This is a genomic window from Pseudomonas sp. LjRoot277 (assembly GCF_964253845.1).
Taxonomy (GTDB): Bacteria; Pseudomonadota; Gammaproteobacteria; order Pseudomonadales; family Pseudomonadaceae; genus Aquipseudomonas.
The window spans coordinates 5,890,585-5,914,922 of record NZ_CAXURI020000001.1; the positions used below are offsets into that span (position 1 = coordinate 5,890,585).

The 24,338-nt window shown below is 58.7% G+C and carries 19 protein-coding genes; 12 read left to right on the plus strand and 7 right to left on the minus strand.

Annotated features, from left to right (window positions below):
• Positions 1-11: 11 nt before the first annotated feature.
• The 3 genes from ACSQ87_RS27480 to kdgD all read right to left on the minus strand — a co-directional run bounded on the left by ACSQ87_RS27480 (position 12) and on the right by kdgD (position 3,891).
• Complete coding sequence (locus tag ACSQ87_RS27480; protein ID WP_436274786.1) at positions 12-1,379, minus strand: MFS transporter; 1,368 nt, start codon at positions 1,377-1,379, stop codon at positions 12-14.
• A 79-nt stretch (positions 1,380-1,458) separates the two neighbouring features.
• Positions 1,459-2,904 carry an aldehyde dehydrogenase family protein gene (locus tag ACSQ87_RS27485; protein ID WP_436274787.1) on the minus strand — a complete coding sequence of 482 codons (1,446 nt, stop codon included), beginning with the start codon at positions 2,902-2,904 and terminating at the stop codon, positions 1,459-1,461.
• 75 nt (positions 2,905-2,979) lie between these two features.
• The gene (kdgD, locus tag ACSQ87_RS27490) at positions 2,980-3,891 is read right to left on the minus strand and encodes a 5-dehydro-4-deoxyglucarate dehydratase (RefSeq protein ID WP_046045831.1); all 912 of its coding nucleotides are present in this window, start codon (positions 3,889-3,891) and stop codon (positions 2,980-2,982) included.
• A 238-nt stretch (positions 3,892-4,129) separates the two neighbouring features.
• Here kdgD and ACSQ87_RS27495 point away from each other — a divergent pair, with 238 nt between their 5' ends.
• The gene (locus ACSQ87_RS27495; protein WP_436274788.1) at positions 4,130-5,446 is read left to right on the plus strand and encodes a phospholipase; all 1,317 of its coding nucleotides are present in this window, start codon (positions 4,130-4,132) and stop codon (positions 5,444-5,446) included.
• Positions 5,447-5,460: 14 nt separating this feature from the next.
• Positions 5,461-5,652 (plus strand): hypothetical protein, encoded by a 192-nt coding sequence (locus ACSQ87_RS27500; RefSeq protein WP_223429881.1) that lies wholly within the window; start codon positions 5,461-5,463, stop codon positions 5,650-5,652.
• Positions 5,653-5,812: 160 nt separating this feature from the next.
• Here ACSQ87_RS27500 and ACSQ87_RS27505 read toward each other — a convergent pair whose 3' ends face one another.
• The 4 genes from ACSQ87_RS27505 to ACSQ87_RS27520 form a co-directional block, all read right to left on the minus strand.
• Complete coding sequence (locus ACSQ87_RS27505; protein ID WP_046045828.1) at positions 5,813-6,562, minus strand: FadR/GntR family transcriptional regulator; 750 nt, start codon at positions 6,560-6,562, stop codon at positions 5,813-5,815.
• Between the two features lie 92 nt (positions 6,563-6,654).
• Positions 6,655-8,382, minus strand: coding sequence for an ABC transporter ATP-binding protein/permease (locus ACSQ87_RS27510; RefSeq protein WP_436274789.1), 1,728 nt, complete (start codon positions 8,380-8,382; stop codon positions 6,655-6,657).
• A gap of 97 nt (positions 8,383-8,479) precedes the next feature.
• Positions 8,480-9,052 (minus strand): response regulator transcription factor, encoded by a 573-nt coding sequence (locus ACSQ87_RS27515; protein ID WP_436274790.1) that lies wholly within the window; start codon positions 9,050-9,052, stop codon positions 8,480-8,482.
• Positions 9,045-10,307 (minus strand): ATP-binding protein, encoded by a 1,263-nt coding sequence (locus tag ACSQ87_RS27520; protein ID WP_095129467.1) that lies wholly within the window; start codon positions 10,305-10,307, stop codon positions 9,045-9,047. Before ACSQ87_RS27520 ends, ACSQ87_RS27515 begins: the two co-directional genes overlap by 8 nt.
• Positions 10,308-10,684: 377 nt before the next feature.
• Here ACSQ87_RS27520 and ACSQ87_RS27525 point away from each other — a divergent pair, with 377 nt between their 5' ends.
• The 10 genes from ACSQ87_RS27525 to ACSQ87_RS27570 all read left to right on the plus strand — a co-directional run bounded on the left by ACSQ87_RS27525 (position 10,685) and on the right by ACSQ87_RS27570 (position 24,314).
• Positions 10,685-11,401, plus strand: a complete 717-nt coding sequence (locus ACSQ87_RS27525) for an SIMPL domain-containing protein (protein WP_436274791.1) — start codon at positions 10,685-10,687, stop codon at positions 11,399-11,401.
• Positions 11,402-11,686: 285 nt separating this feature from the next.
• Positions 11,687-13,288, plus strand: coding sequence for an ABC transporter substrate-binding protein (locus ACSQ87_RS27530; RefSeq protein ID WP_436274792.1), 1,602 nt, complete (start codon positions 11,687-11,689; stop codon positions 13,286-13,288).
• A gap of 259 nt (positions 13,289-13,547) precedes the next feature.
• Positions 13,548-15,173, plus strand: coding sequence for an ABC transporter substrate-binding protein (locus ACSQ87_RS27535; RefSeq protein WP_150658778.1), 1,626 nt, complete (start codon positions 13,548-13,550; stop codon positions 15,171-15,173).
• A 309-nt stretch (positions 15,174-15,482) separates the two neighbouring features.
• A complete protein-coding gene (locus ACSQ87_RS27540; protein WP_436274793.1) occupies positions 15,483-17,084 on the plus strand; it encodes an ABC transporter substrate-binding protein in 1,602 nt (533 codons plus the stop codon).
• 173 nt (positions 17,085-17,257) lie between these two features.
• Positions 17,258-18,670 carry an OprD family porin gene (locus tag ACSQ87_RS27545; RefSeq protein ID WP_150658776.1) on the plus strand — a complete coding sequence of 471 codons (1,413 nt, stop codon included), beginning with the start codon at positions 17,258-17,260 and terminating at the stop codon, positions 18,668-18,670.
• 79 nt (positions 18,671-18,749) lie between these two features.
• Entirely contained in the window at positions 18,750-20,345 is a 1,596-nt protein-coding gene (locus ACSQ87_RS27550; RefSeq protein ID WP_223429886.1) for an ABC transporter substrate-binding protein, read from the plus strand.
• 74 nt (positions 20,346-20,419) lie between these two features.
• Positions 20,420-21,430, plus strand: a complete 1,011-nt coding sequence (locus ACSQ87_RS27555) for an ABC transporter permease subunit (protein WP_008148942.1) — start codon at positions 20,420-20,422, stop codon at positions 21,428-21,430.
• Positions 21,431-21,443: 13 nt separating this feature from the next.
• Complete coding sequence (locus ACSQ87_RS27560) at positions 21,444-22,355, plus strand: ABC transporter permease subunit (RefSeq protein ID WP_150658847.1); 912 nt, start codon at positions 21,444-21,446, stop codon at positions 22,353-22,355.
• A gap of 10 nt (positions 22,356-22,365) precedes the next feature.
• Positions 22,366-23,334, plus strand: coding sequence for an ABC transporter ATP-binding protein (locus ACSQ87_RS27565; RefSeq protein WP_223429887.1), 969 nt, complete (start codon positions 22,366-22,368; stop codon positions 23,332-23,334).
• Complete coding sequence (locus ACSQ87_RS27570) at positions 23,334-24,314, plus strand: peptide ABC transporter ATP-binding protein (RefSeq protein WP_095129475.1); 981 nt, start codon at positions 23,334-23,336, stop codon at positions 24,312-24,314. Before ACSQ87_RS27565 ends, ACSQ87_RS27570 begins: the two co-directional genes overlap by 1 nt.
• Positions 24,315-24,338 lie beyond the last annotated feature (24 nt).

Here is a 24,338-nt window from a genome sequence, read left to right on the forward strand (position 1 = left end):
GACGCCGCTCCTCAGGAATGCGCTTGAGACAATTTGTTATTGGTTTCAGGACCGCTGACGGGCGGCTCCTTGAGTACCACACGTTTGATCGGACCGACGATCACCAGGTAACTGAACACTGCGACCAGTGCGTTGCAACCGACAAACACCAGCGCCCATTTGAACGAACCAGTGGAGCTGATGATGTAGCCGATGACAATCGGGGTGGTGATCGAAGCGATGTTGCCGAAGGTGTTGAACAAGCCACCGCTGAGACCGGCGATCTGTTTTGGCGAGGTGTCAGACACCACGGCCCAACCCAGCGCACCCACGCCTTTACCGAAGAATGCCAGGGCCATGAAGCCGACGACCATCCATTCAACGTCCACGTAGTTACAGGCCACGATGCTGCTGGAGACCAGCAGGCCAGCAATGATCGGCGCCTTGCGGGCGAAGGTCAGGGAATGGCCTTTGCGCAGCAGGTAGTCGGAAATCACGCCGCCGAGCACGCCACCAATGAAGCCGCAGATCGCCGGCAATGAGGCGATGAAACCGGCCTTGAGGATGGTCATGCCGCGTTCTTGCACCAGGTACACCGGGAACCAGGTCAGGAAGAAGTACGTGATGCCGTTGATGCAGTACTGGCCCAGATACACGCCGAGCATCATGCGGTTGGTCAGCAACTGGCGGATGTAGTCCCACTTCGGACCGTCGCCCTTTTTACCTTTGCCTTTGTCCTGGTCCATGTCGACCATGCCGCCGTTATCGGCGATGTGTTTGAACTCGGCGTCATTGATCATCGGGTGCTGACGCGGGCTGTGGATAACCTTCAGCCAGATCCCCGAGAAGATGATGCCGATCACGCCCATGACGATAAACACGTGCTGCCAGCCGAAGCTGTAAACGATCCAGCCCATCAGCGGCGCAAACAGCACCGTGGCGAAATATTGCGCCGAGTTGAAAATCGCCGACGCCGTACCGCGCTCAGCGGTCGGGAACCAGGCCGCCACAATGCGTGCGTTGCCGGGGAAGGATGGCGCTTCGGCCAGGCCCACCAGGAAGCGCAGCATGAACAACGCAACCACCGCCGTGGACATGCCGAACTCACCGACATAGCCCTGCAACACGGTGAACAGCGACCAGGTGAAGATGCTGAGCGCGTAGATTTTTTTCGAGCCGAAACGGTCCAGCAACCAGCCACCGGGAATTTGCCCGGCCACGTAGGCCCAACCGAATGCAGAGAAGATATAACCGAGGGTGATCGCGTCGATGCCGAGGTCTTTTTGCAGGCTGGAGCCTGCGATGGCGATGGTAGCCCGGTCGGCATAGTTGATCGTGGTCACCAGAAAAAGCATGAGCAAAATCAAATAGCGGACGTGGGTCGGCTTGGTCGCTTGCATGTAGATGTACTCCCACTGATTATTTTTATGCGCGGGTGAAACTGTTGCGGTATCGATGCCGATACCGCGGTTTTTTCTGTCAGGAGCCGATGTAGCTGGTCTTCACCACGGTGTAGAACTCTTGCGCGTAGCGACCTTGCTCGCGGGACCCATAGGATGAACCTTTACGCCCACCGAATGGAACGTGGTAATCCACGCCCGCCGTCGGCAGGTTGACCATCACCATCCCGGCCTGGGAGTGGCGTTTGAAGTGGTTGGCGTACTTCAACGACGTGGTGGCGATGCCCGCCGACAGACCGAATTCGGTGTCGTTGGCCATGGCCAGCGCAGCCTCGTAATCCGCGACGCGAACCACGTTGGCCACCGGGCCGAAGATCTCTTCGCGGCTGATGCGCATCGATGCTTCGCTGTCGGCAAACAGGGTTGGCGCGAGGTAATAGCCTTCGGTATCGCAGGTCACCAGACCGCCGCCGCTGACCAGACGCGCACCTTCGGACTGGCCGATGTCGATGTACTTCATGTCCTGTTCAAGTTGCGCTTGCGAGACGACCGGACCAATGTCGGTGCCGGTTTTCAACGCGTGACCGACCTTGATCGACTTCATGCGCTCAGCCACGGCTTCAACGAACTTGTCGTGAATCCCGGCGGTGACGATGAAGCGGCTCGAGGCGGTGCACCGCTGGCCAGTGGAGTAGAACGCGCTCTGTACCGACAGCTCGACCGCTTGCTTGAGGTCGGCATCGTCGAGAATGATCTGCGGGTTCTTGCCACCCATTTCCAACTGAACCTTGGCCTGGCGCGACACGCAGTTGACTGCGATCTGACGACCGACACCCACGGAACCGGTGAAACTGATGCCGTCGACTTTCGGGCTCTGCACCAGCGCATCGCCCACCACACGACCGCTGCCCATCACCAGGTTGAACACGCCGGCGGGGAAGCCTGCGCGGGAGATGATTTCGGCCAGCGCCCAGGCGCAACCCGGCACCAGATCGGCCGGTTTCAGGACGACGCAGTTGCCGTAGGCCAGGGCCGGGGCGATTTTCCACGCAGGGATCGCGATCGGGAAGTTCCATGGTGTGATCAGACCGACCACGCCCAGCGCTTCGCGAGTCACTTCAACGTTCACACCCGGACGCACCGACGGCAAGTAGTCGCCGGACAGACGCAGGCATTCACCGGCGAAGAACTTGAAAATGTTGCCGGCGCGGGTCACTTCACCGATGGCTTCGGGCAGGGTCTTGCCCTCTTCCCGAGCCAGCAAGGTGCCGAGCTCTTCGCGGCGAGCGAGGATTTCAGTGCCGACTTTATCCAGCGAATCGTGACGTGCCTGAATGCCCGACGTGGACCAGGTCGGGAACGCGGCGCGAGCGGCGTCGATGGCGGCGTGAACCTGAGCGAGATCAGCTTTGGCGTACTCGCCAATGGTGTCGGTCAATTCGGACGGGTTGATGTTGTTGGAGTAATCGCTACCCGCAACCCATTCACCGTTGATGTAGTTATCAAAACGCTTTGCATTTGTCACGGGCAGTCCCTCAAAACAAATAGACCTTACGCAAAAAGCCGCTGAATACTCAGCGGCCTTGCTTAATCGAAAGTGTTACTGCGCACCTTGCTTGTCGATCAGCGCGGCGAGCATTTCGTACTCTTCGCCCGTCAGATCGGTCAGCGGCGCACGCACAGGACCTGCGTCATAGCCGACAATTTTTGCCCCGGCCTTGACGATGCTCACCGCGTAGCCCGCTTTGCGGTTACGGATATCCAGGTACGGCAGGAAGAAGTCGTCGATGATCTTGCCGACGGTGGCGTGATCTTCGCGGGCAATGGCGTGGTAGAAATCCATCGCGGTTTTCGGGATGAAGTTGAACACCGCCGAGGAGTAAACCGGTACGCCCAGGGCCTTGTAGGCTGCGGCGTAGACTTCGGCGGTCGGCAAACCGCCCAGGTAGCTGAAGCGATCACCGAGGCGGCGACGGATCGACACCATCAACTCGATATCGCCCAGGCCATCCTTGTAGCCGATCAGGTTCGGGCAGCGCTCGGCCAGACGTTCCAGCAGCGGCGCGGTCAGGCGGCAGACGTTGCGGTTGTAAACCACCACGCCGATTTTCACCGATTTGCACACGGCTTCAACGTGGGCGGCAACGCCGTCCTGGCTGGCTTCGGTCAAGTAGTGCGGCAGCAGCAACAGGCCTTTGGCGCCCAGACGCTCGGCTTCCTGTGCGTATTCGATGGCTTGACGAGTCGAACCGCCAACGCCGGCCAGAATCGGCACGCTGGTTTCGCAGGTGTCGACGGCAGTCTTGATGATTTCCGAATATTCGCTGGCCGCCAGAGAGAAGAACTCACCGGTGCCGCCCGCGGCGAACAATGCCGAGGCGCCGTATGGGGCCAGCCATTCGAGACGTTTGATGTAGCCCGCACGATGGAAGTCGCCCTGAGCATTGAAATCGGTAACCGGGAAAGACAGCAGACCGGAAGAGAGGATGGACTTCAGTTCTTGTGGATTCATTATTCGAACACCCTGGATAGCGACGTATGTGTGTGAGGAAACCGTTCAGCCTTCGCCGAAGTTGTAGGTCATCGTACAACTTAAATAATAACCGTCAACTGCATTTCATCGCCAACCGCAGAATTTGAGTCGGAAAGGTATTTTCTTGACGTAGGAAATTTCTCATCTATGATCCAGATAACTGTATATACATACAGTTATTTTTTGATCGTACCGACGACATATCAAGGAGATAGAAATGTCAGGTCTACACACACAACCGAAGGAAAAACCGAACCAGGTCATCGCCGAACTGGATGATCTTTTTACCGAGCATGGCATCCCTCTCATCGGGAAAAACCAACACGTGGTCTTGCAGATTGCTGATCATCACAACTCTGCGTCTGCCCTTCCCGCGTCGCTACCCACCGCCTCCGGTAAAGCCCTGAAAGGCAAGCCACAGCTGAGGTTCGAGGGTGGCGAACACACCACCATCGGCGACAGCACCCTGCTGCGTTTCGTCAAGGACGCACCGGCTATCCCCGCTTCACAGGTGGAGCTGCATTTGCCCAATGGGCTGGCGCTGACCTATGGCCAGGTCATTGCGCTGGGAGGTGATTTCTATGGAATTCCCGATCAACCGATCAGCGAAGGCGCGACAGGCGCCGACCGAATCCAGCGGTTTACCAATGCCTTCAACTCGCTGGCCGTGCTGCCTGCTTCTAACGCCGAGGCCAAGCTGATCCTCGGCGTGATGCAAAAGGAAATCGCCGCGATCAAGCAGGCGATCAAGGACGGTAAACAACCTCACGAGGCTTACGACGCCCTCGGTGATACGTTGTCGGAAGAGTGGAATAAGATTACCGGCGGCGGCAGTGTCGTCTCGGCGCTGTTTCCCTTTGGCCGCTACCTGAAACTGGCCGCCAACAATGCCGATCACTTCGCCGAATGGGCGCTGCTGGCCTACATCGCCGGGCACACCGCGGCGGTGCAACACGCGGTGCTGGCCCACGCCAGCGGCGATGAAAAGCAGCTGGAGCTGGCCTATGCGATGAACGCTTTTGCCGATCACTACCTGACCGACCTGTTTTCCGCCGGCCACCTGCGAGTGCCGCGCAAACAATTGGCAGCGGTGGTCACGCCAAGCGATCTGGGTTCGTTGATCACGCGATTCATGCACGACGAAGACAGCAAGTTCGGCCTCAACGTGCGCAATGGCAATGGCGATCAATGGCGCGCGTATGGGGACAAACGCTACTTCGACACACTCTCCAGCGCCAATCGCGCCCAGGTGAATCAGGCGGTTCAGGTGTCTGCGGATGAGGTGTTCGCGGCTTATCTCAGTGGAATCGCCCCGTCGGCCGGCAGCTTTGCTGCATTGAAAAAACTGCCTGATCTTCAAGCAGTGCTGAACCCGACGGGTAATTTCTCGCCGCTGTTCAAGGTCGAGGGCAACAAGGTGCTGCGGCGCAAGGACGTCAACAACCTGAACGATACCGCCACCGTCGATGACTGGTGGGGCTGGAGCACTTATTTGCTGCTCAAGGATTACAAACCCACTGGCAACGTTGCCTGATAAGGAGATCGATGATGACTATCAAATTGAAACTGGAACTGGCGTCGGGGCAATCGCTGAAGGGTGCGCCGTTGGAGTTGTTGGCCAAGGGAGTGCCGATTGCTCGGGCGGTGGTGGATGAGCATGGGCATGTGGCGTTCGATGCCAAGGCTGGGGCTTCGGAGTGCGCCGTGAGGGTGGATCGTTCGATTCTCAGGACCGACTGAAGCCATAGCGTAATGGCTGCTGGCCCCTTCGCGAGCAAGCCCGCTCCCACATTTGATGTCTGGTGTTCACTCATTTTGTGTTCACAGACGATTTAGTGTGGGAGCGGGCTTGCTCGCGAAAGCGGTCTGCCAGGCAATAAATCATCCACAGACAGAAAACTTACCCCCGCTGAGCTTCTGCCTCTTCATGCGCATGGCGCAACCGCTCGCGGCTATTCGTCAAATGCAACCGCATCGCGGCCCTGGCCGCATCCGAATCCTGGCGAGCAATCGCATCGTAAATCTCTTCGTGCTCTCGGCTCAGACGATTCATGTAGTGCTGCTGATCGTCATGGGCCAGGCGCGCGGAGTTGAGGCGCGTACGCGGAATGATGCTGGTGCCCAGGTGGGTCATGATGTCGGTGAAATAGCGGTTGCCCGTCGCCAGGGCGATTTGCAGGTGGAACTGGAAGTCGGACGCCACGGCATCGCTGGCATGGGAAACACTTTCATTCAATGCATCCAGCGCAGCTCGCATCAATGCCAGCTGCTCTGGGCTGCGGCGTTGCGCGGCGAGGCCGGCGGATTCCACTTCGAGGCTGATGCGCAATTCCAGAATCGCCAGCACGTCACGCAGCGTGACCACGGTCGCCGGGTCGATTCGGAAACCGCTCGGGCTCGGGGTGTCGAGCACGAAGGTGCCGATGCCGTGGCGGGTTTCAACCTGCCCCGCCGCCTGCAAACGGGAAATCGCTTCGCGCACCACGGTGCGGCTGACGCCATGGGCATCCATGATCGCCGACTCGGTGGGCAACTTGTCGCCACGTTTGAGGTGACCGTCGCGGATCTGCTCGGACAGCACCGTCACCAGTTCCTGAGCGAGGCTGCGGCGCTTGCGAGGGAGGCGTGGTGCGTCGATCGGGTTTTCCATGGTGAACGTCTTTCTCGAAAGTTGCGGCTGAAACCGCATCATAGCTCAACGCGGTTGTACGATCACCGTCGGTAAATACTATCCCTGTGGTGTTATGCGGTCACGGTTTGATCCACAAGGTGCCCATTCTCGATACGCACATGCCGTGGATGGAAGCGCTTCAGGCTGCTGCGATGCCCGACGCTGACAATGCTCAATCCCGGAATCTCATCGATCAAGGTCTGATACAGCGACGCTTCGTCCTCCTCGTCCATCGCCGAGGTCGCTTCGTCCATGTACAGCCACTGCGGTGCGTACAGCAGCGCACGAGCGAAGGCCAGACGTTGCTGCTCACCCGGCGACAACATGCGCTGCCAGTGATTGGCTTCGTCCAGACGGGCAACGAGGTGCGGTAAACGGCAGGCTTCCAGCACATGAACGTAGCGTTCGTGCGGATACGTATCGCCAGACTGTGGATAACTCAGCGCCTCACACAACGTGCCAATCGGCAGATAAGGTTTTTGCGGCAGGAACAAATAACGCGCCGCTGGCAGACGAATGCTGCCATGGCCAGCGGGCCAGAGATGTCCCATCGCTCGAAACAACGTGGATTTACCGCTGCCGGAGCGACCGCTGAGCATGACGCGCTCACCCTCCTCCACGGTCATGTCGGCGTTGCTCAGCAGGTGACGACCGTCGGCCAGATCGAGGCCAAGGTTATGCACCTTCAACGCCGAGCCATGGTTTTGCACATCAATCGCCGGCGCACGCTCTTCGTTGTCGGTCATGGCCTGGCGGAAACTCAGCAAACGATCACAGGTGGCGCGCCATTCGGCAAGGTCCTGGTACGCCGTGATGAACCAACTGAAGTTGTCCTGGACGTTAGCGAACGCCGAGTTGATTTGCATCAGCTCACCCAGCTCGATCTTGCCAGTGAAGTAACGCGGTGCGGCGACCATGAACGGGAAGATAACGGCGATCTGCTCATAACCGGACGTAAAGAAGGTCAGGCGCTTGGACACTTTCATGATGTCCCAGAAGTTGTGCCAGACCATCCCGAAACGGCTGCTCAAGCGGCGGTTCTCATTAGGCTCGCCGTTGTACAGCGCAATGCTTTCGGCATTCTCGCGAACCCGCACCATGGAGAAACGCAGGTCGGCTTCGAAGCGTTGCTGGTTGTTGTTGAGACCGATCAAGCGACGGCCGATCAAATGCGTCAGCCAACTGGCCACGGCGGCGTAAACCAGCGCGCACCAGAACATGTAACCGGGAATCGTGAAACCAAATACTTCGATACTGCCGGACACGCCCCACAGAATGATCGAGAACGATACGAGGCTGACAATGTTGCGAATCAACCCGAGCCCCAGGCCCAAGGTGTTGGTGGTGAATTTATTGAGGTCTTCGGAAATCCGCTGGTCCGGGTTATCGGTGTAACCGCCCTGCTCCAGCTGGTAGTAATTTTTGTTGTCGAGCCAACGGGCAAAATGCTTCTCGGTGAGCCAGGCCCGCCAGCGGATGGTCAGCATCTGGGTCAGGTAGAGCCGATACACCGCGCCAAGAATGGCCACCGCCGCAATGCCGCAGAAATACAGGATCAACTGCCAGAAGGCCGCTTCGTCCTTTTTTTGCAAGGCGTTGTAGAAGTCCTTGTACCAACTGTTGACCCACACCGAAATCGCCACGCTGAACAACGACAGCGCGATCACGGCGATCAGCAACGTCCAGGCCTTGCCCTTCTCTTCGCTGCGCCAGTAAGGCGTGGTCATCGCCCAGACTTTGCGAAAAAACTGCCCGCGCACAGCATCGTTGACCGCGGAATATTCAGCGTTCTGATTCATGGATAAGGCTCGATAAAGAAAACAACACACACGAACCGATCATAGATGATCGGTTCGGTTTGTCGCGAGGAGCGGCCCGCATTCGTTCAGCGCAGGTTCAGCGACGAACGGGACGCTTCTGCAGTTTGCGCTGCAGCGTGCGGCGGTGCATGCCCAAGGCGCGGGCAGTGGCGGAGATGTTGCCTTCGTGCTCGGTCAGCACGCGCTGGATGTGTTCCCACTGCAGGCGATCCACCGACATCGGGTTTTCCGGCACCAGGGTGTCGAGGTCGGCGTGCTCGGAGAGCAGCGCGGCCAGCACGTCATCGGCGTCCGCCGGTTTGCACAGGTAATTGCAGGCGCCGCGCTTGATCGCCTCGACGGCGGTGGCAATGCTCGAGTAACCGGTGAGGATCACTACGCGCATTTCCGGGTCCAGCTCAAGCAGCTTGGGCAACAGCACCAGACCGGAATCGCCGTCCATTTTCAGGTCCAGCGCGGCGTAGTCCGGCAGGTCGGCCTGAGCAATGGTCAGGCCTTCTTCGGCGGAACCGGCGGTGCTGACGCGAAAGCCACGGCGGGCCATGGCACGGGCCATCACCCGGGTAAACGTTGCGTCGTCGTCTACCAGCAGCAAATGCGGCAGTTCTTCGCCTTCGCCTTCGCCTTCGACTTGGATCTCGTCACTCATGTTCGTCTCCTCGGGCGACACGGGGCAGGCGCAGCTCGGTGAGCGTGCCGCCTTCCTCATGACTGTAGAGTTTCACTGAGCCGCCGGCGCGTGTCACGCTGGCCTTGCTCAAAAACAGGCCCAGGCCGAAACCTTTGCCCTTGGTGGTAAAAAATGGTTTGCCGATCTGCTCGGCGATGGCCAGCGGCACACCGGCGCCGTGGTCGCGAATGCTGATGGTCAGGTCCTCGGCATTCCAGTCCAGCGTCACTTGCAGCCCTTCGGGGCAAGCGTCGGCGGCGTTGTTGAGCAAATTCAGCAGCGCCTGGGTCAGGTCTGGCGGCGGCGCCATGCGCGGCACGGTCCCTTGGCCCAAGCGCTGGAAGCGATAACTGGCTTCCGGGCGCATCAGGTGCCAGCGGTTCAGGGCTTCGTCGAGCCAATCGGTGACGTCCTGCATTTCCACCGCCAATCGACGATTGGCCTCGGCGGCGCGCACCAGTTGCTGCAAGGTTTCTTTGCAGAGTTTGACCTGATCCTGCAGCACGCTCAGGTCGTCCTGCAACATCGGGTCGTGATGGTCCTGACGCATTTCCTTGAGCAACACGCTCATGGTCGCCAGCGGTGTGCCCAGTTCATGGGCAGCACCGGCGGCCTGGGTGGCGACGGCCAGCAGTTGCTGATCGCGCAGGCCCTCTTCGCGACGAATGGCACGCAGTTCTTCCTGACGGCGCAGCTCTTCGGCCATGCGTGCCGCGAAGAAGGTGATGACCGCCGCGGCCAGGGCAAAACTCAGCCACATCCCGTAAACCTGCAGGTTTTCCCGAGCGATCGGGAAGGTTTGCAGCGGATAGAAGCGCGCCAGCAGGAGGGTGTACATCGTCAACGCGATACCGGACAGAATCACCGAATAACGCCACGGCAAGGTCACGGCGGCGATGGTCAGCGGCACCAGGTAATAAGAGACGAAAGGGTTGGTCGAGCCGCCGGAGAAATACAGCAAGGCACTGTGGATAAACAGGTCGCAAGCCAGTTGCACAGCGTATTCGAGTTCGGTAACCGGCCATGAGGTGCGCAGGCGAATCGCCGTGAACGCACACAGCAGCATCGAGCAACCGAGGGTCGCGGCCAGTTGGAACCAAGGCAGCGGCAGCAAGTCGAGCCAGTAGGCCAGGCCCACGGAACCGGCCTGAGCGGCCAACACCAATGTGCGGATGAACGTCAGCCGCCAGAGATTCTGGCGAGTTGCGGAAGTGATTTGAACGGGGGCGAGCATGAGCTCTCCTGATGAGCGCTCCAGGCGGATCGCACGGAGTATAACCAAGCACGGGGGCTGGCAGGCAAAAGTGCGGCAAACGGCCACAGGCCTTCAGGCAACACAAAGCCCTTGTAGCAGCTGGCGAAGCCCGCGTTCGGCTGCGAAGCGGTCATAAAACCTGAGACCTCATTCCTTCATGCAAAACGCGTCAGCCCAATGGCGACCGCTTCGCGCTCGAACGTCCGAACGCGGCCCGAACCTTCGGCAGCTGCTACAAGAGATCGCGTCGATCTGTATAGAAGTTGTAACTGTGCGAACCGGATCATAAAAGCTAGAGTCTGATGGTTTCACGCAGGCTCGGACCTTAACCCCTGCGCATCGTCCAAGGAGTTTTCATGCACAGTTTCCGCCGCAGCGCCGCCCTTCTTGCCCTCAGCGTTGGCGCCGTCGCCAGCCTCCCGGCCCTGGCCGCCGACGAACTTCATTACAACCAGATCGCCCTGCGTGCCGAAGTCAGTCAGGAAGTGGCCCGCGACCTGATGATCGTGACCCTCTACACCGAAGAACAAAACACCGACCCGGCCAAACTCGCCGCCGACGTCACCACTACCATGAACAAAGCGCTGGCCCAGGCCAAACAGGTCAAGGAAGTCACCCTGCGCCAGGGCAGCCGCAACAGCTACCCGATCTACGACACCAAGGGCCAGAAAATCACCGGCTGGCGCGAACGCGCCGAACTGCGCCTGGAAAGCTCCGACTTCGCCGCGCTGTCGAAACTGACCGGCGAACTGCTCACCGACCTGAAAATGGGTGGCATGGACTTCGCCATCGCCACACCAACCCGCAAGGCTAGCGAAGATGCGCTGCTTAAAGAAGCCGTGACGGCTTTCAAGGCCCGTGCGCAATTGGCGACCGATGCATTGGGTGGCAAGGGTTACAAAATCGTTAACCTGAACTTGAACAGCAACGGTTATCCACAACCGTACATGCGCGCGCCGATGATGATGAAAGCGGCGAGCATGGATGGAGCGCCGGTGACGCCGGAAGTTGAAGCTGGTACGAGTCAGGTCAGCATGACGGCGGATGGTTCGATTGAAGTGTTGATGCCTTGATTCGATAACCCGAACACAAAAACGGCGATCACCGAAGTGATCGCCGTTTTTTATGCCAGACCAAACCCCATCAGTTGTGTCCAACTTTTGGGGTGCAGACCAGAACGTGGGAACGATCAATCGAACACAGCAGAAAAATATTACTCGGCAATAAGGCCGCCAAGCCAACAACCCGCTTGAATATGCCGAGATAGAGGGGTCCCCCTCACAAACGGGTATTTCCGCGACTCCCGCCAACACCGCTACTCTCAGGAAAACACCACCGCACAAACCCTCGGGGACTCCATGGAAAGAACCACCGTCAAACCACTCCTGCTCGCTCTTGCCCTCGCAACAACCGCCCCATTGGCCCAAGCCGCCACCACCCTGGTCTACTGCTCCGAAGCCAGCCCCGCCGGCTTCGACCCCAGCCAATACACCAGCGGCACCGACTTCGATGCCTCGGCCGAAACCATCTTCAATCGTCTCACCCAATTCAAACGCGGCGGCACCGAAGTCGAACCCGGTCTGGCAACAAAATGGGAGGTGTCCACGGACGGCCTCACCTACACCTTCCACCTTCGCGACGGCGTGAAATTCCACACCACCGACTACTTCACCCCGACCCGGGACTTCAACGCCGATGACGTGCTGTTCACCTTCCAGCGCCTGCTCGATCCGGAAAACGCTTTCCGCAAGGCCTACCCCGCCGAGTCGCCGTACTTCACCGACATGGACCTGAACAAAACGATCAAGAGCGTCGACAAAATCGACGACCACACCGTGCGTTTCAGCCTGAACAACATCGACGCCGCCTTCATCCAAAACCTGGCCATGAGCTTCGCTTCGGTGCAATCCGCCGAGTACGGCGCGCAGTTGTTAAAAGAAGGCAAAGCGGCGGACATTAACCAAAAGCCGATCGGCACCGGCCCGTTCGTGTTCAAGCGTTATCAAAAGGATTCGCAGATCCGCTACGCCGCCAACAAGGCCTACTGGAAACCCGAGGACGTGAAACTCGACAACCTGGTGTTCTCGATCACCCCCGACGCCGCCGTACGCTTGCAAAAACTCAAGGCCGGCGAATGCCAGGTCAGCGGTTACCCACGTCCGGCAGACATCGAAGTCATGGAGAATGACCCGAATCTCACCGTACTCAAGCAAGCCGGCTTCAACCTCGGTTTCCTGGCTTACAACGTGACTCATCCACCGCTGGACCAGCTCAAGGTCCGCCAGGCGCTGGACATGGCCATCGACAAACCCGCGATCATCAAAGCCGTCTACCAAAGTGCCGGCCAACTGGCGCAGAACGCCCTGCCTCCTGCCCAATGGTCGTATGACCCGAGCATCAAGGACGCGCCTCACGACCCGACGAAAGCGAAGGCGCTACTGAAAGAAGCAGGGGTTGCACCCGGTACCACTATTAATTTGTGGGCCATGACCGTGCAACGCGCATCTAACCCCAACGCCCGGATGTCGGCGCAGATGATCCAGCAGGACTGGGAGAAAGTCGGGATCAAGGCCAACATCGTCAGCTATGAATGGGGCGAGTACATCAAGCGCGCCAAGAGCGGCGAACATGACGCGATGATTTACGGCTGGACCGGCGACAACGGCGATCCGGATAACTGGCTCGGCGTGCTCTACAGCTGCGCCGCGGTGAAAGGTAGCAACTACGCCAAGTGGTGCGACCCGGCGTACGACAAATTGATTCAGCAGGCCAAAGTGTCCACGGACAAACAGCAACGGATCAATTTGTACCAACAGGCACAACAAATCCTCAAGCAACAAGTACCTATCACACCGATTGCCAACTCGACGGTGTTCCAGCCGCTGCGCAAGGAAGTCACCGACTTCAAAATCAGCCCGTTCGGCCTCACACCCTTCTATGGTGTGGGTATAAATAAGTAACACCACGCTCCAACCGGGTGCGCCAGGCGCCCCGGCTGCCCTCTGTCGGTGCGCGATTTGCACTGAAAAAAACCTGCGCAAACGGTCAAATGCGCCTGATTTTATACAAATGCGACATTAAGGTACGTTCGTGCCACTGTTTAACACCTGTGGTCGCTCTGGATCTTGCATTGGGTATGGCCCCTGCATAAGTATCCGCAGGCACGACTCACGAGGTCGTCCTCTAATTCCAAAAATGACAACAAATCATGAGGCCACCATGCTTAAACACGCGGTCATTCCGTTTTTAGTCGGCGCAGGCTTGTTAGCTAGCGCACCTTTCGCCCAAGCGGCGACTAACCTGGTGTTTTGCTCCGAAGGGAGCCCGGCCGGTTTTGATCCTGGTCAGTACACCACCGGAACCGACTTCGACGCCTCTGCAGAAACCATGTTCAACCGTTTGACTCAGTTCGAACGTGGCGGCACTGCTGTCATTCCTGGTCTGGCGACCAAGTGGGACATCTCCGATGACGGCCTGACTTACACCTTCCACCTGCGTGAAGGCGTCAAGTTCCATACCACCCCGTACTTCAAGCCGACTCGTGAGTTCAACGCCGACGACGTGCTGTTCACCTTTAATCGCATGATTAACAAGGATGATCCGTTCCGTAAGGCGTACCCAACCGAATTTCCGTACTTCACCGACATGGGGATGGACACCAACATCACCAAGATCGATAAAGTCGACGACAAAACTGTCAAGTTCACCCTGAAAGAAGTTGATGCCGCGTTCATCCAGAACATGGCCATGAGTTTCGCTTCCGTCCAGTCCGCCGAGTACGCCGCCCAGCTGCTGAAAGAAGGCAAAGCCGCCGACATCAACCAGAAGCCGGTCGGCACTGGCCCGTTCGTGTTCAAGAGCTACCAGAAAGACTCCAACATCCGCTACACCGGGAACAAGGACTACTGGAAGCCTGACGACGTCAAGATCGACAACCTGATCTTCGCCATCACCACCGACCCGTCGGTGCGTATCCAGAAGCTGAAGAAGAACGAGTGCCAGATCACTCTGTTCCCACGTCCGGCCGACCTGAAGGCTCTTCAGGAAGACAAGACTCTGAAAGTGCCTAACCAGGCTGGTTTCAACCTGGGTTACATCGCCTACAACGTGATGGACAAGATCAAGGGCAGCGATCAGCCGAACCCGATGGCCCAACTGAAAGTGCGTCAGGCACTGGACATGGCCGTCAACAAACAGCAGATCATCGATTCCGTTTACCAGGGTGCTGGTCAACTGGCCGTCAACGCCATGCCGCCAACCCAGTGGTCTTACGACACCACCATCAAGGATGCGCCGTACAACCCTGAGAAAGCCAAAGAGCTGCTCAAGGAAGCTGGCATCAAGGAAGGCACCGAGATCAACCTGTGGGCGATGCCGGTGCAGCGTCCGTACAACCCGAACGCCAAGCTGATGGCTGAAATGCTGCAGTCCGACTGGGCCAAGGTCGGTATCAAGGCCAAGATCGTGACCTACGAGTGGGGCGAGTACATCAAGCGCTCCAAAGGCGGCGAAAACGGCGCGATGCTGATTGGCTGGAGCGGCGACAACGGTGACCCGGACAACTGGCTGAACGTGCTGTTCGGCTGCGACTCCCTGCAAGGCAACAACTTCTCCAAGTGGTGCGACAAGAAGTTTGACGGCATCGTGAAAGAAGCCAAGCGCACGACCGATCAGTCCAAGCGCACCGAACTGTACAAGCAGGCGCAACACGTCCTCAAAGATGCCGTTCCAATGACACCTATCGCTCACTCGACGGTGTTCCAACCCATGCGCGACAACGTGCAGGACTTCAAGATCAGCCCGTTTGGCTTGAACTCCTTCTACGGCGTCAGCGTCAGCAAATAAGGTTTTGCAGCGGCGACGTTTTTGACGTCGCCGTTGTTTTATCTGCCGAGAAAGTAGGAAACCACTTACATCCAATTCCGCTGAGTATTACAGCAGCGGCGTCGGACGCGTTGCCTTTTCCTACGAGTCTTTAGGACTCTACGCATTTACTGCCAGACCCACGGCTCCTACCGTCGGGATCTGACCAGTTCGTGCGTGGGCTCTCGGTTTTTGCTGCCTGTCATGGCTTGAGATCAGTGATGCCTCCACGTCCCCGGACGAGGTGGCGGGTCATTGAAAAACACTTAGAGAAAGAGAAAAGGGAGCGTCATGCGCCATACCTTGGTTTTATCCGCATTGCTGGGCACCGGTCTGCTGGCCGCCACTTCCATCAGCCAGGCCGCCAATAACAGCCTGGTGTTCTGCTCCGAAGGCAGCCCCGCTGGCTTCGACACCGCGCAGTACACGACCGCGACCGACAATGACGCCGCCGAGCCGTTGTACAACCGACTGGCAGAGTTCGAAAAAGGCGCCACCAACGTCGTACCAGGCCTGGCCACTCGCTGGGATATTTCCGAGGACGGCCTCAAATACACTTTTCACCTGCGCGAAGGGGTGAAATTTCACACAACCAAATACTTCACGCCGACCCGTGATTTCAATGCCGATGACGTGCTGTTCACGTTCAATCGCATGCTCGATCCGCAGCAACCTTTCCGAAAGGCTTATCCGACCGAGTTCCCGTATTTCAACGGGATGAGCCTGAACAAGAACATCGCCAAGGTCGAGAAGACCGGGCCGCTGACCGTGGTCATGACGCTCAACAGCGTGGACGCCGCGTTCATCCAGAACATCGCCATGAGCTTCGCCGCCATCCTGTCCGCCGAATACGCCGACAAACTGCTGGCCGAAGGCAAGCCGAGCGACATCAACCAGAAGCCGATCGGCACCGGGCCGTTCGTGTTCAAGAGCTACCAGAAAGATTCCAACATCCGTTACACCGGCAACAAGCAGTACTGGGACCCGAACCGGGTCAAGCTTGAAAACCTGATTTTCGCCATCAACACCGATGCTTCGGTGCGGGTGCAGAAGCTCAAGGCCAACGAGTGCCAGATCACCCTGCACCCGCGCCCTGCCGACGTGACCGCGCTGAAGAACGACCCGACACTCAAGCTCATCGAGAAGCCCGGTTTCAACCTCGGCTACATCGCCTACAACGTGCGTCACAAGCCTTTCGACCAGCTCGAAGTGCGCCAGGCGCTGGACATGGCGGTGAACAAGCAAGGGATTCTCAACGCCGTCTATCAAGGTGCCGGTCAACTGGCGGTCAACGCCATGCCACCGACCCAATGGTCCTACGATGAGACCATTAAAGACGCCGCCTACAACCCGGAAAAAGCCAAGGAATTGCTCAAGGCTGCCGGTGTGAAGGAAGGCACTGAAATTACCCTCTGGGCCATGCCGGTCCAGCGCCCGTATAACCCCAACGCCAAGTTGATGGCCGAAATGCTCCAGGCTGACTGGGCAAAAATCGGCCTCAAAGTGAAGATCGTCAGCTACGAATGGGGCGAGTACATCAAGCGCACCAAGAATGGCGAGCACGACGTCAGCCTGATTGGCTGGACCGGTGACAACGGGGACCCGGACAACTGGCTCGGCACGCTTTACAGCTGCGACGCCATTGGCGGCAACAACTACTCCATGTGGTGTGATCCGGCTTACGACAAGCTGATCAAGCAGGCCAAGGTCGTCACTGACCGCGACCAGCGCACCGTGCTTTACAAACAGGCGCAACAGTACCTCAAGCAGCAGGTGCCGATTACGCCGGTCGCCCACTCGACGGTCAACCAGCCGTTGAGCGCCAAAATCGAAGGATTCAAGGTGAGTCCTTTCGGTCGTAACGTGTTCTCGGGCGTCAGCATAGAAAAATAACCGATTAGCCAGAAACGCTGGGGGCGCATTTCGCCCTCACGCAAGCGTATTGCCGTAATTCGTCAATTCGGCCTACAGCAAACGTTTGCGATGCCTTGTATGAGTTCCAAACCAAATAGCCGGATCACCAAAAAAGACCGGCATTAATAAAAGAAAGAAAGGAGCTTCACCCCATGAAACTGAGTAGCACCGCGTTATTGGCCCTGGCCATCAGCAGCGTAACCGCCTCGGCGTACGCAGAAACCCAAAGCCAGGAATTCACCCCGGTTACGGTCAACACCAAAAGCGCTCAAGCCGATGCAACAGGCTTTATCGAAGGCAGTACGGTCACCGGCACCACGCGTAACTGGTACGCCAACGAACAACTGAAACGTGGTGGCAAGTTCACTTACCGTAAAGACGGTGTAGCGACCCCGACTGATCGTCGTATCAACTGGCTCCAGGGCACCATCGTCAAGTACAACTCGGGCTTCACCGAAGGCACCGTGGGTTTCAGCACAGAAGTAGCGGCCTACAACGCCATTGCTCTGGAACGTGACCGCGAGAACCTGGCGTCCAACAACGGCGGCGCACCGGGCACGCGTCCAGGCGCGGGCAACAACCGTACCCTGACCAAAGAAGGCGGCGACGCTCAAGGTCAGTGGAGCAAAATCGGCCTGGCCAACGTCAAGGCCCGTGTCTCCAACACCACCCTGACCGCCGGCCGCATGAACTTCAGCAGCCCGCAAGTCGATGTGATCGGCAACCGTCCATTGCCTTCGAGCTTCGAAGGTGTGGCGATCCACAGCGAAGAGCTGAATAACCTGGCTTTCGACCTGGGGACCTTTGACCGCGTTTCGCCGCGTACCGAAGAAAGCCTGAGCAAATTCCGCTCCGAATACGGCGACTCCAACGCTGAAACCGATCACGTCAACACCGGCGGTATCACCTACCAGCCGTTCGCCAGCCTGACCACCAGCCTCTGGGGCACCCAGGCTGAAGACCTGTGGAACCAGTACTACTTCGGCGCCAGCCACGTGTTGGGTGACAGTTCGGTTTTGAGCCTGACCACCGGCCTGAACTACTACAAAACCGTCGACGAAGGCAAAAAACTGCTGGGCGAAATCGACAACCAAGCTGGCTCCCTGTCGTTCGGCCTGACTCACCAGGCTCACACCCTGAGCTTCTCGTACCAGGAAATTAACGGTAACGAGTACTTCGACTACCTGCACGAAACCAACGGCATCTACCTGGCCAACTCCCTGCTGTCGGACTTCAACGGCCCGAACGAGAAATCCTTCCAGATCGCCTACGGCCTGAACATGGCTGAATACGGCGTGCCAGGCCTGAAGTTCAACATCTACCAGGCGCGTGGCTGGGGCATCGACGGTACTCACTACACCGGTACCGCCTATGACGTGAAAAACATGGACGGCGAGACCCACTACGAATACGGCATCGGTTCTACGTACGCCATTCAGAGCGGCCCACTCAAGGCCACCACTGTTCGCGCGACCTACACCGCTCACCGCGCCAGTGAAAACCAGGGTGACGGCAGCATCAACGAGTTCCGTCTCGTGACCACCATCCCGTTCAACATCCTGTAATGCACCTGCCGAACGGCTGATTCAGTGACGAATCGGCCGTTCGGCTTTTGTCCTTTAACCGATTGCAGAGGGTTCTTTGATGAAAATGCTTCCCCTACGTGCGGCCATCGCGGCCGCGTTGCTGAGTGTCGCTGTTGGCGTCTCGGCCAAACCCCTGGTGGTCTGCACCGAAGCCAGTCCGGAAGGCTTCGATATGGTCCAGTACACGACTGCAGTCACAGCCGATGCGGTGGCCGAAACCATCTTCAATCGTCTGGCGGACTTCAAGCCTGGCACCACTGAAGTGATTCCGGCACTGGCCGACTCCTGGGACATCAGCGAAGACGGTCTGACCTACACGTTCCACCTGCGCAAAGGCGTCAAGTTCCACACCACCGAATACTTCAAGCCGACCCGCGACATGAACGCCGACGACGTGGTCTGGAGCTTCCAGCGTCAGCTGGACCCGAATCACCCGTGGCACAAACTGTCGAGCGTGGGCTTCCCGTACTTTGAAAGCATGGGCTTCAAGGAACTGCTCAAAAGTGTCGAGAAGATCGACGACAACACGGTCACCTTCACCCTGACCCGCCGCGAAGCGCCGTTCCTGGCCGACATCGCCATGGCCTTCTCCTCGATCTACTCCGCCGAATATGCTGACCAGCTGCTCAAGGCCAACAAGACCGGCGACCTGAACAACAAGCCTGTCGGCACCGGCCCGTTCGTTTTCCAGCGTTACAACAAGGACGCTCAAGTCCGCTTCAAGGCCAACCCGGATTACTTCCGTGGCAAGCCACCGGCTGATTCGCTGATCCTGGCCATCGCCACCGACAACAACGTGCGCCTGCAAAAACTGAAAGCCAACGAGTGCCAGATTGCGCTGTATCCCAAGCCAGATGACATCCCGAGCATCAAGAAAGACGCCAAACTGAGTGTCGATGAACTGAATGCGATGACCGTCTCGTACATCGCCATGAACACCTCGCACAAGTACATGAGCGATGTGCGCGTACGTAAAGCCATCGACATCGCCTTCGACAAGGCCGCATACGTCAACGCGCTGTTTGGCAAAGGCAATGCGACCGTGGCGGTCAATCCGTACCCGGACACCCTGCTGGGCTACAACCACGACCTGAAGAATCCGCCGCGTGATCTGGACAAGGCTCGCGCCCTGCTCAAGGAAGCCGGTGTACCGGAAGGCACCACATTCACCCTGTTCACCCGTAACGGAGGCGGTCCAACCAACCCGAACCCGATGCTCGGCGCACAGATGATGCAGGCTGACCTGGCCCAGGTCGGGATCAAGGTCGATATTCGCGTCATGGAGTGGGGCGAAATGCTCAAGCGCGCGAAAAACGGCGAGCACGACATGGTTTCTGCCGGATGGGCGGGCGATAACGGCGACCCGGATAACTTCCTGACGCCTATGCTCAGTTGCGAGGCCGCCAAAAACGGCGAAAACTACGCACGTTGGTGCAATGAAAAGTTCCAGGCGCTGATCGATGAAGCCCGGGCCAAAGTAAACCCGGCGGAACGCGCAGCGCTCTATGAGCAAGCCCAAGAAGTCTTTAACCAGGACCAGCCTTGGATCAGCATGGCGCACACCCGTATGTTCACCGCAATGCGCAACAACGTAGAGGGCTATCACATTAGCCCGCTCACCACTAATAACTTCGCCACCACCCAGGTGAAGTAGATAAGAAAACTCCCGGCGTCCCTGACCCCAGGGACGCCAGGCACGCCTAACCGGCTGATGAGGTACACCACAAGATGTTTAGTTTTATTGCCCGCCGATTGGGGTTATTGATCCCCACGTTCTTCGGCATCACCTTGCTGACTTTCGCGTTGATTCGCATGATTCCAGGCGACCCCGTGGAAGTAATGATGGGCGAACGTCGAGTCGACCCCGAAATGCATGCTCAGGCAATGGAACGCCTGGGGCTGAACAAACCCCTGTATGCCCAATACCTGGATTACGTTGGCAAACTGGCCCATGGCGACCTTGGCGAATCCCTGCGTACCCGTGAAAGTGTCTGGAGCGAATTCACTTCTCTATTCCCCGCGACCCTGGAACTGTCCATGGCCGCCCTGTTGTTCGCCGGCATCCTGGGCCTTCTGGCCGGGGTGATCGCGGCACTCAAGCGAGGATCCCTGTTCGACCACGGGGTGATGGGCGTCTCCCTGGCGGGATACTCGATGCCGATCTTCTGGTGGGGCCTGATCCTGATCATGTTCTTCTCGGTGTCACTGGGCTGGACCCCGGTGTCCGGGCGGATCGACCTGCTCTATGACATCGAGCCGCGGACCGGTTTCATGCTCATCGACACGCTGCTGGCCGATGACGTCGGTGCGTTCTTCGATGCCCTGCATCACCTGATCCTGCCGGCCATTGTGCTCGGTACCATTCCGCTGGCAGTGATCGCGCGGATGACCCGTTCTTCGATGCTCGAAGTGCTGCGTGAAGACTACATCCGTACCGCCCGCGCCAAAGGCCTGTCGCCGTCGCGCGTGGTGTTCGTTCACGGCCTGCGTAACGCGCTGATTCCGGTACTGACCGTGGTCGGCCTGCAAGTCGGCACATTGCTGGCCGGTGCGGTCCTGACCGAAACCATCTTCTCCTGGCCCGGCATCGGCAAATGGCTGATCGAAGCCATTGGCGCACGGGACTATCCCGTGGTGCAAAACGGCATCCTGTTAATCGCCTGCCTGGTGATTCTGGTCAACTTCGTGGTGGACATCCTCTACGGCTTTGCCAACCCACGCATTCGTCACCAGCGCTGAGATTATTATGACCATGACCACTTCAATTCCAGCGGTAGCAGTCGATCAAAGCCTGCTGTATCCGTCTCCATACAAAGAATTCTGGCAAGCGTTCTCCAAGAACAAAGGCGCCGTCGCCGGCCTGATGTTCATGCTGCTGGTAATTTTCTGCGCCCTGTTCGCCCCTTGGGTTGCGCCGCATAACCCGAGCGAGCAGTACCGCGACTTCCTGCTGACCCCGCCGTCCTGGCTGGAAGGTGGGCAAATCCAGTTCCTGCTCGGCACCGATGAACTGGGTCGCGACCTGCTGTCGCGGCTGATCCACGGTTCGCGCCTGTCCCTGCTGATCGGCTTGTCGTCGGTGGTGATGTCGCTGATTCCGGGCATCCTTTTGGGTCTGTTCGCCGGGTTCTTCCCGCGCTTGCTCGGCCCGACCATCATGCGTCTGATGGACATCATGTTGGCCCTGCCGTCTCTGCTGCTGGCAGTGGCGATTGTCGCCATCCTCGGCCCTGGCCTGATCAACACCATTATTGCCATCGCTGTGGTTTCGTTGCCGTCCTATGTTCGTCTGACCCGCGCCGCGGTGATGGGCGAACTGAACCGCGACTACGTGACTGCCGCGCGCCTGGCCGGTGCCGGTCTGCCACGCCTGATGTTCGTCACCGTGCTGCCTAACTGCATGGCGCCGCTGATCGTTCAGGCCACCTTGAGTTTCTCCTCGGCGATCCTCGATGCCGCCGCACTGGGCTTCCTCGGCCTTGGCGTACAACCGCCAACCCCTGAGTGGGGCACCATGCTGGCTTCGGCTCGCGACTACATCGAACGCGCCTGGTGGGTGGTAAGTCTGCCTGGTTTGACCATTTTGCTCAGCGTGCTGGCAATCAACTTGATGGGCGACGGCCTGCGCGATGCGCTGGACCCGAAACTCAAGAACGCCGCCTGAGGAGATTCAAATGTCACTGTTAGAAATCAAGAATCTCAACGTTCGCTTCGGCGACAAGAACGCCGTTCCGGTGGTCGACGGTCTCGACATTACCGTGGACAAGGGCGAAGTGCTGGCCATCGTTGGCGAATCGGGTTCCGGCAAGTCCGTGACCATGATGGCGCTGATGGGCCTGATCGAACATCCGGGGATCGTCACCGCCGACGCCCTGAATTTCGACGGCAAGAACATGCTCAAGTTGAGCAACCGTCAGCGTCGGCAGATTGTCGGCAAAGACCTGGCCATGGTCTTCCAGGACCCGATGACCGCGCTGAACCCGAGCTACACCGTCGGTTTCCAGATCGAAGAAGTGTTGCGCCTGCACCTGAAAATGTCCGGCAAGCAAGCGCGCGCACGCGCCATCGAACTGCTGGAAAAAGTTGAAATCCCGGGCGCCGCCAGCCGTATGAATGCTTACCCGCATCAACTGTCCGGCGGCATGAGCCAACGTGTTGCGATCGCCATGGCGATTGCCGGCGAACCGAAACTGCTGATCGCCGACGAACCGACCACGGCACTGGACGTAACGATTCAGGCGCAGATCATGGACCTGCTGTTGGCCCTGCAGAAAGAGCAGAACATGGGCCTGGTGCTGATCACTCACGACCTCGCGGTCGTGGCCGAAACCGCTCAGCGCGTGTGCGTGATGTACGCCGGCCAAGCGGTCGAAGTGGGTCAGGTGCCTCAGCTGTTCGACATTCCGGCGCACCCGTACAGCGAAGCGCTGCTCAAGGCGATTCCGGAACACAGCCTGGGCGCCACCCGCCTGGCGACGCTGCCGGGCATCGTTCCCGGTCGTTATGACCGTCCGCAGGGTTGCCTGCTGTCGCCGCGTTGCCCGTATGTGCAGGATACCTGCCGTCAGCAACGTCCAACCCTTGACCCGAAAAGCAACAGCCTCGCCCGCTGCTTCTACCCGCTGAATCAGGAGGTGGCGTAATGGCCGTCGTACTTACTGCCCGCGACCTGACCCGTCACTACGAAGTGTCCCGTGGCCTGTTCAAGGGCCATGCGACCGTTCGCGCCCTGAACGGTGTGTCGTTCGAACTGGAAGCCGGCAAGACCCTCGCTGTCGTCGGCGAATCGGGCTGCGGCAAATCCACCCTGGCCCGTGCCCTGACGCTGATCGAAGAGCCATCCTCCGGCTCCTTGAAAATCGCCGGGCAGGAAGTCACCGGTGCCGACAAGGCTCAGCGCAAGCAACTGCGTAAAGACGTGCAGATGGTGTTCCAGAGCCCTTACGCGTCGTTGAACCCACGGCAGAAAGTCGGTGACCAGCTTGGCGAGCCGCTGCTGATCAACACCAACCTTTCCGCCGCCGAACGTCGCGAGAAAGTCCAGGCGATGATGAAGCAGGTGGGCTTGCGTCCTGAGCACTACCAGCGTTATCCGCACATGTTCTCTGGTGGTCAGCGTCAGCGGATCGCTTTGGCCCGCGCAATGATGCTGCAACCAAAAGTGCTGGTCGCGGATGAGCCGACCTCGGCGCTGGACGTGTCGATTCAAGCGCAGGTGCTGAACCTGTTCATGGACTTGCAGCAAGAGTTCAACACCGCTTACGTGTTCATCTCCCACAACCTGGCGGTAGTGCAACACGTCGCCGATGACGTGATGGTGATGTACCTCGGTCGCCCGGTGGAAATGGGTCCGAAAAACGACATCTATGAGCGTCCTCTGCACCCGTACACCCAGGCGCTGCTGTCGGCCACCCCGACCATTCACCCGGACCCGAACAAGCCGAAAATCAAGATCGTCGGCGAATTGCCCAACCCGCTGAACCCGCCGTCCGGCTGCGCTTTCCACAAGCGCTGCCCGTACGCGACCGAGCGCTGCAGCACGGAAGAACCGCTCCTGCGCCTGGTCGACACCCGCCAGGTGGCTTGCCACTATGCCGAGCAGTTCCTCGACGGCGCGGCATAAAAATGTGGGAGCGGGCTTGCTCGC